This is a genomic window from uncultured Agathobaculum sp. (assembly GCF_963927765.1).
Classification (GTDB): Bacteria; Bacillota; Clostridia; order Oscillospirales; family Butyricicoccaceae; genus Agathobaculum.
This window is the reverse complement of the sequence record NZ_CAWVCU010000085.1, coordinates 24,082-36,741: the sequence shown is the minus strand read 5'-3', so window position 1 is coordinate 36,741 and position 12,660 is coordinate 24,082. Positions and strand designations below refer to the sequence as shown.

Sequence of the window (12,660 nt, the reverse complement as noted above, 5' to 3'; positions counted from 1 at the left end):
AAAATTTGAGGGATTTGCTTTGCATTCTAATAAGGGTGTGATATAATGAAACCCGTAGGAAAATTACCAAAGATAAGAGGGAACCAGATATGGGGAAAATTATCGCGTTCGCCAATCAAAAAGGCGGCGTAGGGAAAACCACCACAGCCATCAATCTGGCGGCTGCGCTCTATGAGCGTGGCAAGCGCATGCTGCTGTGTGATTTCGATCCACAGGGAAACGCGACCTCCGGTTTTGGCGTGGACCCGCGTTCGCTCGAAACCTCGGTCTATGATTTGATTGTGGCGGATGAGCCGGATGTGAAAAGCGCGATTGTATCCACAAAATGGGTGGATCTGATCGGCGCAAACGTCAATCTGGCGGGCGCGGAACTGGATTTGATCGCAATGGAAAACCGGGAAAACCGTCTCAAAAGCGTATTGGACCGTGTGCGCGATGACTACGATTACATTTTTATTGATTGTCCGCCGTCGCTCGGTCTGCTGACGCTCAACTGCTTGTGTGCAGCAGACAGCTTTCTGGTACCGCTCCAGTGCGAGTATTATGCGCTGGAAGGTCTCAGTCAGCTGATGACAACGGTACGTATGGTGAAAAAGTCAATGAATCCCGCACTGGAATTGGAGGGCGTGCTGCTGACTATGTTTGACGGCCGCACCAATCTTTCCATTCAGGTAGTGGAAGAAGTGAAAAAGCACTTCCCGGGTCAGGTGTTTTCATCGGTTGTGCCGCGTAATGTGCGCCTGAGCGAAGCGCCCAGCCATGGTAAGCCCATCACGGACTATGACCGGCTGTGCCGCGGTGCGGAGGCATATTTGTCTCTTGCAGATGAAATACTGAAGAAAACGGAAAGGAAGGGGAGAGGCTGAGCATGGCGTCAACCAAAAAAGGATTGGGAGGCGGCTTGTCCAACCTGTTCGGTGCGGATGCGACTGATTTGAGCGCTGCCGGTGCGACCGACAGTGTATCACAGATCGCGCTTTCAAAAATCGAGCCAAACCCCAACCAGCCTCGTAAGAAATTTGACCAGCAGGCGCTGGAAGAGTTGGCGGAGAGCATTCGTTTGCACGGTATCATCACACCGATCACCGTGCGGCCGGGAGACAAAAACGGATATTATCAGATTATTGCAGGCGAGCGTCGATGGCGTGCTGCGCGTCTGGCGGGACTGAAAGAAATCCCCGCCATGGTGCTCGAAGCCCATGAGAGTGAAGTCATGGAGCTCGCGCTGATCGAGAATTTACAGCGACAGGATCTGAATCCCATCGAAGAGGCAGAGGGCTATGAGTTGCTCATGCAGCAGTTCGGCATGACGCAAGAGGAGGTCGCGCACCGCGTGGTCAAATCCCGTCCAGCGGTAGCCAATGCATTGCGTTTGCTCGCGCTGCCCGATGAGGTACGCACCATGGTATCCGAGGGGAAATTGTCCGGCGGTCATGCGCGCGCTGTTCTGGCAGTTGCAGAAGAGGACAAGCGTGTAGAAGCAGCCAAGCAGATGGTCGGCATGAGCGTGCGGCAGGCGGAAGCGCTCGCCAAGCGTATGAACAAAAAGCCGGCGCCTAAGCCGCAGCCCGAAGGCTTTTCCGTGGACTATGTCTCGGAGGTCGAAAAGGAATTGGAAAGCGTACTCGGCCGTAAAATCAGTATTGAACAAGGCAAAAACAGCGGTACGCTGTCGCTGGAATACTATGGCGCGGACGATCTGGAACGCCTGATCGAAGCGCTGCGCGGTTTGCGCGTATAAGGAGGAACTGCCATGGACGAAAAGAAAAAGCCTGAGCAGGGAAAACCCGAAAAAAAGCTCAGCCGCACAACACTGACCTTTTATATCGTTGGCCTGTTTTCGGTCGCGATCGCACTCATTTTGATCAGCTATGTCGCGCAGGCGCGTGCCGACCGGCAGCTTGATACGTTGACCAATCAGCTCAACGAGCAGCAGACCGTCGCGCAGGGTGCAACCCAGAAAATGGAAGATTTAGAGACCCAGTACGATGCGCAAAGCGCAGCATTGGATAAGGTGCGCAAAGTGCTCGATACTGAGCTGGCGGAAACCGATGTTGTAAGCGCAACCGAGCAGCGCATGGAAGAACGCGAGGTTTACGCACTTCTGGCGCGTATCAATGCACAGCTGCTGGCAGAAAACCGGGAAGATGCTAAGAAGGCATATGATGAGCTGGTGCAGAAGTACGGCGAGGATCGTTTGCTGGGCAACACAGAGGACAGCTTTGATGCGGATATCAACAAGCTGTTTGAAGCGGTACAGCAGCAAATGGACAGCCAAAACAGTGATGCAGAATAAAAATTAAAGGAAATAGAAGGAGAAGAAAATCATGCTGGATATCAAATTTGTCCGTCAGAACCCGGACGCGGTCAAGGAAAACATCAAGAAGAAGTTCCAGGACGAAAAGCTGCCGCTGGTGGACGAGGTCATCGAATTTGACGCCAAGTTCCGCGCAGCCAAGACCCGCTGCGACGAGCTGCGTGCCCTGCGCAACAAGAAGTCCAAGGAGATCGGCGGCCTGATGGCGAAGGGCCAGAAGGACGAGGCAGAGAAGGTCAAGGCCGAGGTCAAGGCGATGGCCGATGAGATGGCAAAGCTCGAAGAGGATGAAAAGACCTTTGCCGAGGAAGTCAAAAACCGCATGATGGTCATTCCGAACATCATCGACCCGTCCGTTCCGATCGGCAAGGATGATTCCGAGAACGTTGAACTCGAGAAGTTCGGCGATCCGGTCGTACCGGATTACGAAATCCCGTATCATGTGGATATCATGGAGTCTTTCGACGGCATCGACCTCGATGCCGCGCGCCGCACTTCGGGCAACGGCTTCTATTACCTCAAGGGAGACATTGCGCGCCTGCATTCTTCCATCCTTTCCTATGCGCGTGACTTCATGATCGACCGCGGCTTCACCTATTATATCCCGCCGTTCATGATCCACGGTGATGTGGTGAAGGGCGTTATGTCCTTCAAGGAAATGGAGAATATGATGTACAAGATCGAGGGCGAGGATCTGTACCTGATCGGCACCTCTGAGCACTCTATGATCGGTAAGTTCATCGACACCATCAACGACGAAGCTACCCTGCCGCAGACCCTGACCAGCTATTCGCCCTGCTTCCGCAAGGAAGTCGGCGCGCACGGCATCGAGGAGCGCGGTGTATACCGTATCCACCAGTTTGAGAAGCAGGAAATGGTCGTCGTTTGTAAGCCTGAAGAGTCCCCGATGTGGTACGACAAGCTCTGGCAGAACACGGTCGATTTCTTCCGTTCGCTGGATATCCCGGTGCGCACGCTGGAGTGCTGCTCGGGCGATCTGGCTGACCTGAAGGTGAAGTCCTGCGACGTAGAGGCATGGTCGCCGCGCCAGAAGAAGTATTTTGAGGTCGGCTCCTGCTCCAATCTGGGCGACGCGCAGGCACGCCGTCTGGGCATCCGCGTGCGCGGCAAGGATTCCAAGGAGCTGTACTTCGCGCATACGCTCAACAACACGGTGGTTGCACCCCCGCGTATGCTGATCGCTTTCCTCGAAAACAACCTGCGTGCGGATGGCTCGGTTGCTATCCCGAAGCCGCTGCAGCCGTATATGGGCGGTATGACCGAGATCCGCAAAAAGGGAGAGTAAGAATATGGAAATCGGAATCAAGGGCGAGCAGAAATTCGTAGTCACTGCGGATAAGCTGGCATGCAATGTTGGCAGCGGTCTGGTGTCGGTATATGCCACGCCCATGATGATCGCAGCAATTGAAAACACGGCGGCAGCATCGGTTGCCCCCCATCTGGAAGAGGGCAAGACCACGGTCGGTACACTGGTCAATGTCAGCCATGTCGCCGCCACGCCTGAGGGCATGGAGGTGCGCGTGGAGACCGAGCTGGTAGAAATCGCGCCGAATGGTAAAATGCTGACCTTCAAGGTCGCGGCTTATGATGAAGCCGGCCTGATCGGTGAGGGCACGCACCAGCGCGCCATTGTCGCCAAGGAACGCTTTGAGCAGAAGGCACAGGCCAAGAAAAACGCATAAATGTCAAAAGGGCGGGGGAAACCCCGCCCTTTGTGATAGGGAGTTTGCGATGGAAAAGAAATACTTTGCATATGGCAAAACCGAAACCGATTATTTGACCGAACGTGATCCTGTGCTCGGCGCAGCAATTGCACGTATCGGACATATCGACCGGGAAGTTATCCCCAACCTGTTTACAGCTTTGGTGAATTCGATTGCCGGGCAGCAGATCTCAGGGAAAGCGCTGGCGACCGTTTGGGCGCGTTTGTGTGATCGTTTGGGAGAGATCACGCCGGAAACCATCCTTGCGGCAGGGGAGGATGGCTTGCGTGCCTGCGGCATGTCTGGACGTAAGGCGGGTTATATGCTCGCCGCAGCGCATGCTGTGCAGGACGGAACAATAAATATCCACAGTCTTGTGGATAAAAGTGATGATGAAATCATCAAAACCCTGACCGCACTTCCCGGCGTCGGACGATGGACAGCGGAGATGCTGCTGATCTTTTCACTTGAGCGGCCTGATGTGCTCGCGTTCGATGATTTTGGTATCCGCAAAGGCTTGTGCCGCCTGTACGGGTTAGAGGAGCTAACCCGTGTGCAATTTGAGGAATACCGCGCACGGTATGCGCCATACGCAACGGTTGCAGGTCTTTATCTGTGGGAAGTTGCAGCGCAAAAAAAGGACGGCTGATGCCGTCCTTTTTCAATGGCGCAAAGTGAAAGCTTGAAATAGCAGATTTAGGGAAAAACAAATGCGGACAACTTTATAATAAGCTGTCCGCATTTTGCTGTACTGGTACGGGTAGTGGGGGTCGAACCCACACGCCTTGCGGCACAGGAACCTAAATCCTGCACGTCTGCCAATTCCGCCATACCCGCATAAAAGTATAAAGAGACGTAACATCAGTATACCCATTTCCACCCGTTTTGTCAATGAAAATCGCGGTGTGGCGCGAACAAAAGGCATAGCATTTTGACGCAGAAAAGCCCTGCAATACGAATAAAAATTATACAATTTCCAGTACCAAACCGAATGGATTTGTGCTATACTGAATTTGTATATCTGTTGGAGTATAATGAATGGGAGAAATCCATGAAACCGATTCGCATGCTTTCCGTACTGCTGTCTTTGCTGGTGCTCAGCGGCTGTACGTTTCCATCGGGTGACGAGCTGCTTGCTGCACCCAAACCGTCTACAAACTATCAAACATTGCAGGTTGAGCTGGAGAAACTCATCTCTTCCGGCATCTCTTATACCGCGCCGGTGGAGGGTGAAAACCGCTCCTCGATCCAGCTGATTGATCTGGATAACGATGGGGTGGAGGAAGCTATCTCGTTTTTCCGCGGTTCCTCCTCGGCAACCAGCAATGATTTTAAGGTATATATTTATCGCAAGCAAGAGGAAAGCTATGTCTGCACCGGTTCGATTGAAGGGACAGGCACGGCAATCCAGTCAGTGGATTATCCGGTGATCACACCGGACGGCCGTCGCGGTATGGTGATCATATGGCGGCTTTCTGCTGATGGTACCGGCGCGCTGACCATGTGCGATTTTGGAAGCGACTGTGCGCCGGGTGTGCTGCTCGAGACCGAGTATTCCGCCATGGAGCTGACCGATATGGATGGCGACGGCGCAAAGGATCTGCTGCTGCTCACCACCGCGCCGGATGGCAAGCGCGTGGCGCGGCTGTATCAGTATAGCAAAGGCAGTCTGTCGATGGTCGGAGAGGCATCCACCAGTGCGGAAACGGTTTCTGTCGAGCGGATGCAGACCGGCCATGTGCTGGATGATTACACGGCGGTGTTTGCCGAAGAAAAGACGGCAAGCGGCGTGGGTTTGACGACGGATATCTTTGTATTTGCCGACCGGACGCTGGTCAATCTGGCGTTGGACGGCGAGGATTCGATCACCCGCAGCACCTATCGTCCGGTGTCGGTCTATGCGACCGATATCAATAACGACGGCGTGACTGAGCTGCCGCGTGCCGTGCTCATGGCGGGTTATACGGATGCCGCGGCATCCGATGCGGTGTTCATGCTTGATTGGTATGCTTACAGTGTGGATGAACCGCCCGTATGGGTGATGACCACCTATCAGAATATTTCGGACGCATGGAGCCTGGTGATTGACCCCACCTGGCATGACCGTATCACAGCAACCAAAACGGCCGACAGTGGAATCAGCGTCGTTACATTTTCAGAATATGTCGGCAGAGGCGGGCAAATCCCGCTGTTTACCATTTACTGCGCCACTGGCTCCAGTCGGGATTATTATGCCGGCCGCACCGATTTGCTGCAGCTTGGCGAGACAGCGCAGGCAGTATATTTCGCGCGCATCGCGGACGAGGCGGAACAAAGTTCTCTGGAAATTACCGCAGAGGCGATACAAAATCGTTTTTCGCTCGTCAAACAGGATTGGAACAATTGATCGTTTGCAATAAAAGGAGGACTTTCCATGAAGCGTAAGATACTGGTATTGGAAGATGAGGAAAATATCCGCTCGTTTCTGGTGCTCAATTTGAAGCGCAGCGGTTACGAAGTGATAGAAGCGGAAACCGGCGAGCAGGCGCTGGAAAAATACCATGCCAATCAGGATATCGCGGTTGCGGTGCTGGACGTCATGCTGCCCGGCATTGACGGCTATGAGGTCTGCCGCGCGATGCGCGCTGCGGGCTACGCCGCAGGCGTTATCATGCTGACCGCCCGCACGCAGGAGGCCGACAAGGTCACCGGCCTGATGAACGGCGCGGATGATTATGTGACCAAGCCCTTCTCGGTGATCGAGCTGGCGGCGCGTGTGGATGCGCTCTATCGCCGCGTGTCCGGTTCGCCGTTTTCGGAGGAGGATGTCATCAAGTCCGGCCCGTTCAAGCTCAATCTGCGCGCGCGCGAAGTGCTCAAGAACGGCATCAAGATCGAGCTGACGCAGATCGAGTACGGTCTTTTGAAGGCATTTATGGAGAATATCGGCAAGGCGCTTTCGCGCGACGAGCTGCTTGAGATGGTGTGGGGGCATCATTATGTGGGCGAGCTGAAAATCGTGGACGTGAATATCCGCCGTCTGCGCATTAAAATTGAGGATGATCCGGCCGAGCCGACGCACATCGTCACCGTGCGCGGCTATGGCTATATGTGGGAAGGCTGATTCAGCCTTCCCGCGGCGTTTTGCCGCCCGCAAACCGGCATTTTGCAGAAAGGCCCTCTGTTATGAATTATCACAAACAAAAGAAAAAGCCTGAAGTGCCGCCGCAGCCGGCCGTGCCTAAGGTGCTGCACTCACCGGGCGGCATCAAGGGACGCTGGATGATGAACTCGCTTTCGTTCGTGCTCGTTATCCTTGCGGTCGTGATGATCCTGATTTCGGTCGGCATATCGGGCTATTATTATGCGACCGTGCGGGACAATCTGGTGTCCCGTGCCACGACCGCGGCGGATACATTCCGCAAATATTTCACCGAGACATACGACCAGTTTTATGCACAGGCAGAATCGACTGTGACGACCTTTCAGGAGCAGGATAAGCTGGAGCAGCAGTTTTTGGATTCGACCGGTCGTATCCTGCTGTCCACGTCCGGGCTGTCCGGCGGCGGTATGGCTTCGACCGAGGATGCCACACAGGCGCTTGCCACGCAAAAGACTGCGGTCTATACCGGACGCGACCCGCTTTCCGGCGAACGGGTGATGAGCGTGACCGCGCCGCTGCTGTCTGCGCGCGGTGATCTGATTGGCGGCGTGCGGTTTATCACCTCGCTGCGCATCGTCGAGCAGCAGATCTGGATCATCATTGGCATTGCGCTGCTCGCGTGTCTGGTGTTCTTGATGCTGGTCGTTGCGTCCAACAGCTATTTTGTTAAATCGATCGTCGATCCCGTGCTCAAGATCAATACGATTGCCAAGGAAATTGCGGCGGGGCGCTATGGCGTGCGCCTGCAAAAAACATACGATGACGAAATTGGCGAACTATGCGATACCATCAACTATATGTCGGATGAGATTAGCCGTGCCGAACGCATGAAGAACGACTTTATTTCCTCGGTGTCGCATGAGCTGCGCACCCCGCTCACCGCTATCGGCGGCTGGAGCGAAACGCTCATGGCGGGTGGCGGCGAAGACCCGGAGGAGGTCATGCAGGGTTTGACCATCATCCAGAAAGAAGCGAGCCGCCTGACCCGTATGGTCGAAGAACTGTTGGACTTTGCTCGCATTGAATCCGGACGTATGAAGCTTGAGGTCGAGCTGTTCGATTTGTCGATCGAACTCTATGAGGCGGTTTACATGTATGAAAATCTGCTGCATAAAAGCGGCATCCAGCTCAGCTATGATGAGGATGTGGAAGCCAACTATTATATCAACGGTGACCGCCACCGCATGAAGCAGGTGTTTCTCAACATTCTGGATAACGCCGCAAAATACGGCGGCGACGGCAAGAAAATCGACATCACCCTGCGGCGGGACGGCGGCAAGGTGGTCGCATCCGTACGCGACTACGGTCAGGGCATTCCGGAGGCCGAGCTGCCGTTCGTCAAGGAGAAATTTTATAAGGGTTCGTCCAAGCAGCGCGGCAGCGGCATCGGCCTTGCTGTCACCGACGAGATCGTATCGCTGCACGGCGGCACGCTGGATATTGCGTCTACGCTGGGCGCGGGCACGACCGTGACCGTTTCGCTGCCCGCCGCCGAAGCGGAGGAAGCGCTCGGCATCACGGGCGCGATTCCGAAAGTGCCGGACAACCCCTATACCCCCGAAGGAGATAACCCATGACAACACAAAAGAAAACCACCATCGGCGGGCAGGCCATCATTGAGGGCATCGTAATGAAAGGCCCCAAAAAGACCTGTACCGTCGTGCGCCGTGCCAACGGTGAACTGGTGACAAAAGAAGAGGACGCACATCAGCCGTCCGCTTTGTGGAAAAAGCCGGTCTTTCGCGGCGCTTACGGTCTGTTCATGGCCATGAAGGACGGCATTCAAGCCATCAATTATTCGGCATCCTTTTTTGAGGATGAGGAAGCCGATGTACCACCCTCCAAGTTTGAACTGTGGGTGGAAAGCAAGTTCGGCTCGGAGGGGCTGGACAAATTCATCCTCGGCATTTCGACCGTGATCGGCATTGCGCTGCCGGTTGCGCTGTTCCTGTTGCTGCCGAGCTTTCTCGGCGGCTTCGTGCCGGAAAGCTGGGGCGTGCTTGCCCGCAATGTGCTGGAAGGCATCGTGCGCGTGATTATCTTCTTGATTTTCATGTGGTCGGTGTCGCATATGAAGGATATCCGCCGCACCTTTGAATATCACGGTGCGGAGCATAAGACCATTTTCTGCTATGAGGCAGGGGAGGAGCTGACGGTGGAAAACGTGCGCCGTCAGAACAAGTATCATCCCCGCTGCGGCACCAGCTTCATGTTTGTGCTGATTATCATTGCGACCATTGTTTCGTCCATTGTCTTTTCCATCGTTGACATCACCAACCCGTTTTTGCGTATGCTCGCGCATCTGGTTCTGCTGCCGCTGGTGGTCGGCATCAGCTATGAGTTTAACCGCTATGCGGGACGGTCGGAAAGCATTGTATCCCGTGCGCTGCGCTGGCCGGGTCTGATGATCCAGCACCTGACCGTGTTCGAGCCGGATGACTCCATGATTGAGGTGGCAATCACCGGCATGAAGGCAGTCATTCCGGAGGATGGCTCGGATAACTGGTAATAGGCTTTATTCAAGAGAAGAGAATGATGCGGCTGTGCGCCGCAGGCACACTACGACTCGCTAAGAGCCGCCGCTATGCGGCGGTTGCTCGCATGCACACTCGTTGCGGCTCGCGAAGAGGGGAGACACCAAGGGTTTCTCCCCTCTTGTGAATCACCCCTTTTTCTCAAGGGCGCGCTGCGCGCGCAAAGCAGGGTTCCTGTTTGCGGCTGCCGCCCTTTTCGCAGGATCAGAACAACCGGCACGGTTGCCACCCCAGAGGGGAGGGGTGCGATAACATTCTGCGTGCTCATTTCACAAAAAGAGGTGAATTGAATTGACTAAAACGATCAACGACGTGTACATGGAGCTGTTCCACCGCTTCAAGGAAGCGGACGAGCCGCAGCCGTCGCTGTCTGCGCGCGAGCTGACCGCGTATGCCTGCAAGGTGGACAAGAATAAAACAGGCGAATGGGGTCATCTGTACTTAGATGATGCGACCGTTGATTATGCGAATTTACTCTGCGATAAGTGTCTGGATGGCGAGCCGCTGGCGTATATCCTCGGGGAATGGGATTTTTACGGCCTGACCTTTCAGGTGGATAAAAATGTTCTTATCCCGCGCGCGGATACCGAGCCGCTGTGTGAGCTGGTGATCGAGCAGGCAAAGAAAAAGGTATCGCCCCGTATTCTCGATTTGTGCTGTGGTTCAGGCTGTATTGGTATCACCGTCGCGCATATGGTAAAGGATGCACATGTGGCTGGTGTGGATAATTCCGAAGGCGCGCTGCGTGTCACGCGGGAGAATGCGCGTCGGCTGGGCGTGCAGAGCCGGTTCGTGGCGGTCAATGCGGATGTGCGCTTTCGCCCGCCGGGCAATATGGGTCAGTTTGATATCATCGTATCCAACCCGCCTTATATCACCCGCGCGGAGATGCACCAACTGGACAGGAGTGTGTACAACTACGAGCCGCACGAGGCGCTGTACGGCGGCGTGGACGGGTTGGATTTTTACCGCTCGATCTGTTCCAAGTGGGGATCGCTGCTGGTGACAGGCGGGGTGATCCTGTTCGAGTGCGGTTGGCAGCAGGCGAACGATGTTGCCGCAATTCTGGAGGAAAACCGCTTCGGCGGTATCGGCATCACCGAGGATCTTGCCGGTGTGCCGCGCATCGTCTATGGCTACAATACGGAAATCAACGATCCGCTGGAATGAGCGGACGCGGTGCCCATCCGAAAGGTGGGCATTTTTTATGCAAAAAATAAACGAACAAATTTTCGATTTTTCTTGCTTTTGTTTTTTGACACTGCTATAATAAGAGCAGGAATTTTTGAAACGTGCAGGAGGCTTTTCATGGCTACCAAGAAACAGTTGGAACCGGTCGCGCCTGCGGCCGATAAAAAGAAGGCGCTCGAGGCCGCGCTGGGACAGATCGAAAAGCAGTTCGGCAAGGGTTCGGTTATGCGCTTGGGCGAAAACGCCGGTATGAATATTGACCATATCCCGACCGGTTCGATTGGTCTGGATCTTGCGCTGGGCATCGGCGGTCTGCCGCGCGGTCGTATTGTGGAGATTTACGGGCCGGAATCCTCCGGTAAGACCACGGTTGCGCTACACTGCGTGGCCGAGGCGCAGAAGATGGGCGGCACTGCCGCATTCATTGATGCAGAGCATGCGCTCGATCCTGTCTATGCGCAGGCGCTGGGCGTCGATATCGACAGCCTGCTGGTCTCCCAGCCGGATACCGGCGAGCAAGGTCTGGACATCGCGGAAGCGCTGGTGCGCTCGGGCGCGATCGATATTGTGGTCATTGACTCGGTCGCTGCGCTGACCCCGCGTGCCGAGATCGAGGGCGAAATGGGCGACTCGTTCGTTGGTCTGCACGCCCGCATGATGAGCCAGGCGATGCGCAAGTTGGCGGGTTCGATCTCTAAGTCCAACTGCGTGGCTATTTTCATCAACCAGCTGCGCGAAAAGGTCGGCGTGATTTACGGCAGCCCGGAAGTCACGACCGGTGGCCGCGCGCTTAAGTTCTATGCGTCTGTGCGTTTGGATGTGCGCCGCATGGAACACCTGAAAAACGGCACGGAAATGATCGGCAGCCACACGCGCGTGAAGGTGGTCAAGAACAAGGTCGCACCTCCGTTCAAGGAAGCCGAGTTCGATATCATGTACGGCGAGGGCATCTCGCGCACGAGTGAGCTGGTCGATCTCGGCGTTAAGTACGGCATCGTCAACAAGTCGGGCGCATGGTTCTCCATGGGCGAGACCCGTTTGGGACAGGGCCGCGACGCCGCCAAGCAGTATTTCAAGGATCATCCGGAGATCGCGGACGATGTGCAGAAGCAGATCATGGAAAAGGTCGAGGAAGAGCGCCGCAACGCGCATCAGGCAATGACGGCCAAGCCGGGAACACCGGTCGCCGCGCCCGTCTCCAAGCCTGCTGCCTCCAAGGCCAGCTCATCCAAGGCGGTTTCGATCGACGCGGACGATTTTGACGATCTCGACGAAGAATGAGCGAGGATAAATACCGCGCAGCGCTGGACGCTGCCGCCAAGCAGCTGTCCTACCGCGCGCTCAGCGCCAAAGGCTTGCGCGATAAGCTGCTGGACAAGGGTCACGACGAAGAAGCCGCGGACTATGCGCTTGCGTGGCTGACCGAGCGGCATCTGCTGGATGACACGGCGTATGCGGAAAGCGTTGTGCGTTCGTGCGCCCGCAAAGGGTACGGTGAAATGCGCATCCGGCAGGAGCTCACGCGCCGCGGGGTTGACCGAGAGACGGCGGAAGCCGCGCTGGCTGGCTTTTCGCCCGACCGCGCGCAGCTGGTCGCGCTGCTGGACAAGCGTTTGCGCGGCGATGTGTCCGATCGGAAAGAAATCGACAAGGCAGTTGCCTTTTTGCAGCGGCGCGGCTTCTCGTGGCAGGATATCCGCGACGCGCTTGCAGAGTACGGGCAGAGCATCCCGGATACGTTTGAATAAAAAG

Annotated in this window: 13 protein-coding genes and 1 tRNA gene; 13 read left to right on the top strand and 1 reads right to left on the bottom strand. The window is 55.5% G+C overall.

Annotated features, from left to right (window positions below; genetic code table 11):
• Window positions 1–89 precede the first annotated feature (89 nt).
• The 6 genes from ABGT74_RS07885 to ABGT74_RS07860 are packed head-to-tail and all read left to right on the top strand — an operon-like array spanning window position 90 to window position 4,690.
• The gene (locus ABGT74_RS07885; protein WP_297283402.1) at window positions 90–866 is read left to right on the top strand and encodes an AAA family ATPase; all 777 of its coding nucleotides are present in this window, start codon (window positions 90–92) and stop codon (window positions 864–866) included.
• 2 nt (window positions 867–868) lie between these two features.
• Window positions 869–1,741 carry a ParB/RepB/Spo0J family partition protein gene (locus ABGT74_RS07880; protein ID WP_297283401.1) on the top strand — a complete coding sequence of 291 codons (873 nt, stop codon included), beginning with the start codon at window positions 869–871 and terminating at the stop codon, window positions 1,739–1,741.
• 12 nt (window positions 1,742–1,753) lie between these two features.
• A complete protein-coding gene (locus tag ABGT74_RS07875) occupies window positions 1,754–2,296 on the top strand; it encodes a hypothetical protein (protein WP_346705129.1) in 543 nt (180 codons plus the stop codon).
• A 31-nt stretch (window positions 2,297–2,327) separates the two neighbouring features.
• Entirely contained in the window at window positions 2,328–3,623 is a 1,296-nt protein-coding gene (gene serS / locus ABGT74_RS07870) for a serine--tRNA ligase (protein WP_297283399.1), read from the top strand.
• 4 nt (window positions 3,624–3,627) lie between these two features.
• Complete coding sequence (locus tag ABGT74_RS07865; RefSeq protein WP_346705128.1) at window positions 3,628–4,020, top strand: thioesterase family protein; 393 nt, start codon at window positions 3,628–3,630, stop codon at window positions 4,018–4,020.
• A gap of 49 nt (window positions 4,021–4,069) precedes the next feature.
• On the top strand, window positions 4,070–4,690 hold the full coding sequence (locus tag ABGT74_RS07860) for a DNA-3-methyladenine glycosylase (protein WP_346705127.1): 621 nt from the start codon (window positions 4,070–4,072) through the stop codon (window positions 4,688–4,690).
• 103 nt (window positions 4,691–4,793) lie between these two features.
• On the opposite strand, the gene ABGT74_RS07855 is transcribed toward ABGT74_RS07860, so the two are convergent.
• Window positions 4,794–4,878 (bottom strand) — tRNA-Leu (locus tag ABGT74_RS07855).
• A gap of 214 nt (window positions 4,879–5,092) precedes the next feature.
• Between ABGT74_RS07855 and ABGT74_RS07850 the strand changes: the two genes are divergently transcribed.
• The 7 genes from ABGT74_RS07850 (at window position 5,093) to ABGT74_RS07820 (ending at window position 12,656) form a co-directional block, all read left to right on the top strand.
• A complete protein-coding gene (locus ABGT74_RS07850) occupies window positions 5,093–6,427 on the top strand; it encodes a hypothetical protein (RefSeq protein WP_346705126.1) in 1,335 nt (444 codons plus the stop codon).
• 27 nt (window positions 6,428–6,454) lie between these two features.
• On the top strand, window positions 6,455–7,144 hold the full coding sequence (locus ABGT74_RS07845) for a response regulator transcription factor (protein ID WP_297274701.1): 690 nt from the start codon (window positions 6,455–6,457) through the stop codon (window positions 7,142–7,144).
• A 62-nt stretch (window positions 7,145–7,206) separates the two neighbouring features.
• Entirely contained in the window at window positions 7,207–8,760 is a 1,554-nt protein-coding gene (locus tag ABGT74_RS07840) for a HAMP domain-containing sensor histidine kinase (RefSeq protein WP_346705125.1), read from the top strand.
• Window positions 8,757–9,692 (top strand): DUF1385 domain-containing protein, encoded by a 936-nt coding sequence (locus tag ABGT74_RS07835; protein WP_346705124.1) that lies wholly within the window; start codon window positions 8,757–8,759, stop codon window positions 9,690–9,692. The genes ABGT74_RS07840 and ABGT74_RS07835 overlap by 4 nt, the downstream gene beginning before the upstream one ends.
• A gap of 316 nt (window positions 9,693–10,008) precedes the next feature.
• Window positions 10,009–10,887, top strand: coding sequence for a peptide chain release factor N(5)-glutamine methyltransferase (prmC, locus tag ABGT74_RS07830; protein ID WP_297283393.1), 879 nt, complete (start codon window positions 10,009–10,011; stop codon window positions 10,885–10,887).
• Between the two features lie 138 nt (window positions 10,888–11,025).
• Window positions 11,026–12,189 (top strand): recombinase RecA, encoded by a 1,164-nt coding sequence (gene recA, locus ABGT74_RS07825; protein WP_297283392.1) that lies wholly within the window; start codon window positions 11,026–11,028, stop codon window positions 12,187–12,189.
• Window positions 12,186–12,656: a regulatory protein RecX gene (locus ABGT74_RS07820; protein ID WP_297283391.1), complete on the top strand. Its 471-nt coding sequence runs from the start codon at window positions 12,186–12,188 to the stop codon at window positions 12,654–12,656. The genes recA and ABGT74_RS07820 overlap by 4 nt, the downstream gene beginning before the upstream one ends.
• Window positions 12,657–12,660 lie beyond the last annotated feature (4 nt).

Excerpts from the sequence above, each read along its gene's own strand:
- ABGT74_RS07850 (WP_346705126.1), top strand. The coding sequence starts at position 5,093 with ATGAAACCGATTCGCATGCTTTCCGTACTGCTGTCTTTGCTGGTGCTC.
- ABGT74_RS07885 (WP_297283402.1), top strand. The coding sequence starts at position 90 with ATGGGGAAAATTATCGCGTTCGCCAATCAAAAAGGCGGCGTAGGGAAA.
- ABGT74_RS07860 (WP_346705127.1), top strand. The coding sequence starts at position 4,070 with ATGGAAAAGAAATACTTTGCATATGGCAAAACCGAAACCGATTATTTG.
- ABGT74_RS07835 (WP_346705124.1), top strand. The coding sequence starts at position 8,757 with ATGACAACACAAAAGAAAACCACCATCGGCGGGCAGGCCATCATTGAG.
- ABGT74_RS07845 (WP_297274701.1), top strand. The coding sequence starts at position 6,455 with ATGAAGCGTAAGATACTGGTATTGGAAGATGAGGAAAATATCCGCTCG.
- ABGT74_RS07880 (WP_297283401.1), top strand. The coding sequence starts at position 869 with ATGGCGTCAACCAAAAAAGGATTGGGAGGCGGCTTGTCCAACCTGTTC.
- ABGT74_RS07820 (WP_297283391.1), top strand. The coding sequence starts at position 12,186 with ATGAGCGAGGATAAATACCGCGCAGCGCTGGACGCTGCCGCCAAGCAG.
- ABGT74_RS07875 (WP_346705129.1), top strand. The coding sequence starts at position 1,754 with ATGGACGAAAAGAAAAAGCCTGAGCAGGGAAAACCCGAAAAAAAGCTC.
- ABGT74_RS07865 (WP_346705128.1), top strand. The coding sequence starts at position 3,628 with ATGGAAATCGGAATCAAGGGCGAGCAGAAATTCGTAGTCACTGCGGAT.
- ABGT74_RS07840 (WP_346705125.1), top strand. The coding sequence starts at position 7,207 with ATGAATTATCACAAACAAAAGAAAAAGCCTGAAGTGCCGCCGCAGCCG.
- serS (WP_297283399.1), top strand. The coding sequence starts at position 2,328 with ATGCTGGATATCAAATTTGTCCGTCAGAACCCGGACGCGGTCAAGGAA.
- recA (WP_297283392.1), top strand. The coding sequence starts at position 11,026 with ATGGCTACCAAGAAACAGTTGGAACCGGTCGCGCCTGCGGCCGATAAA.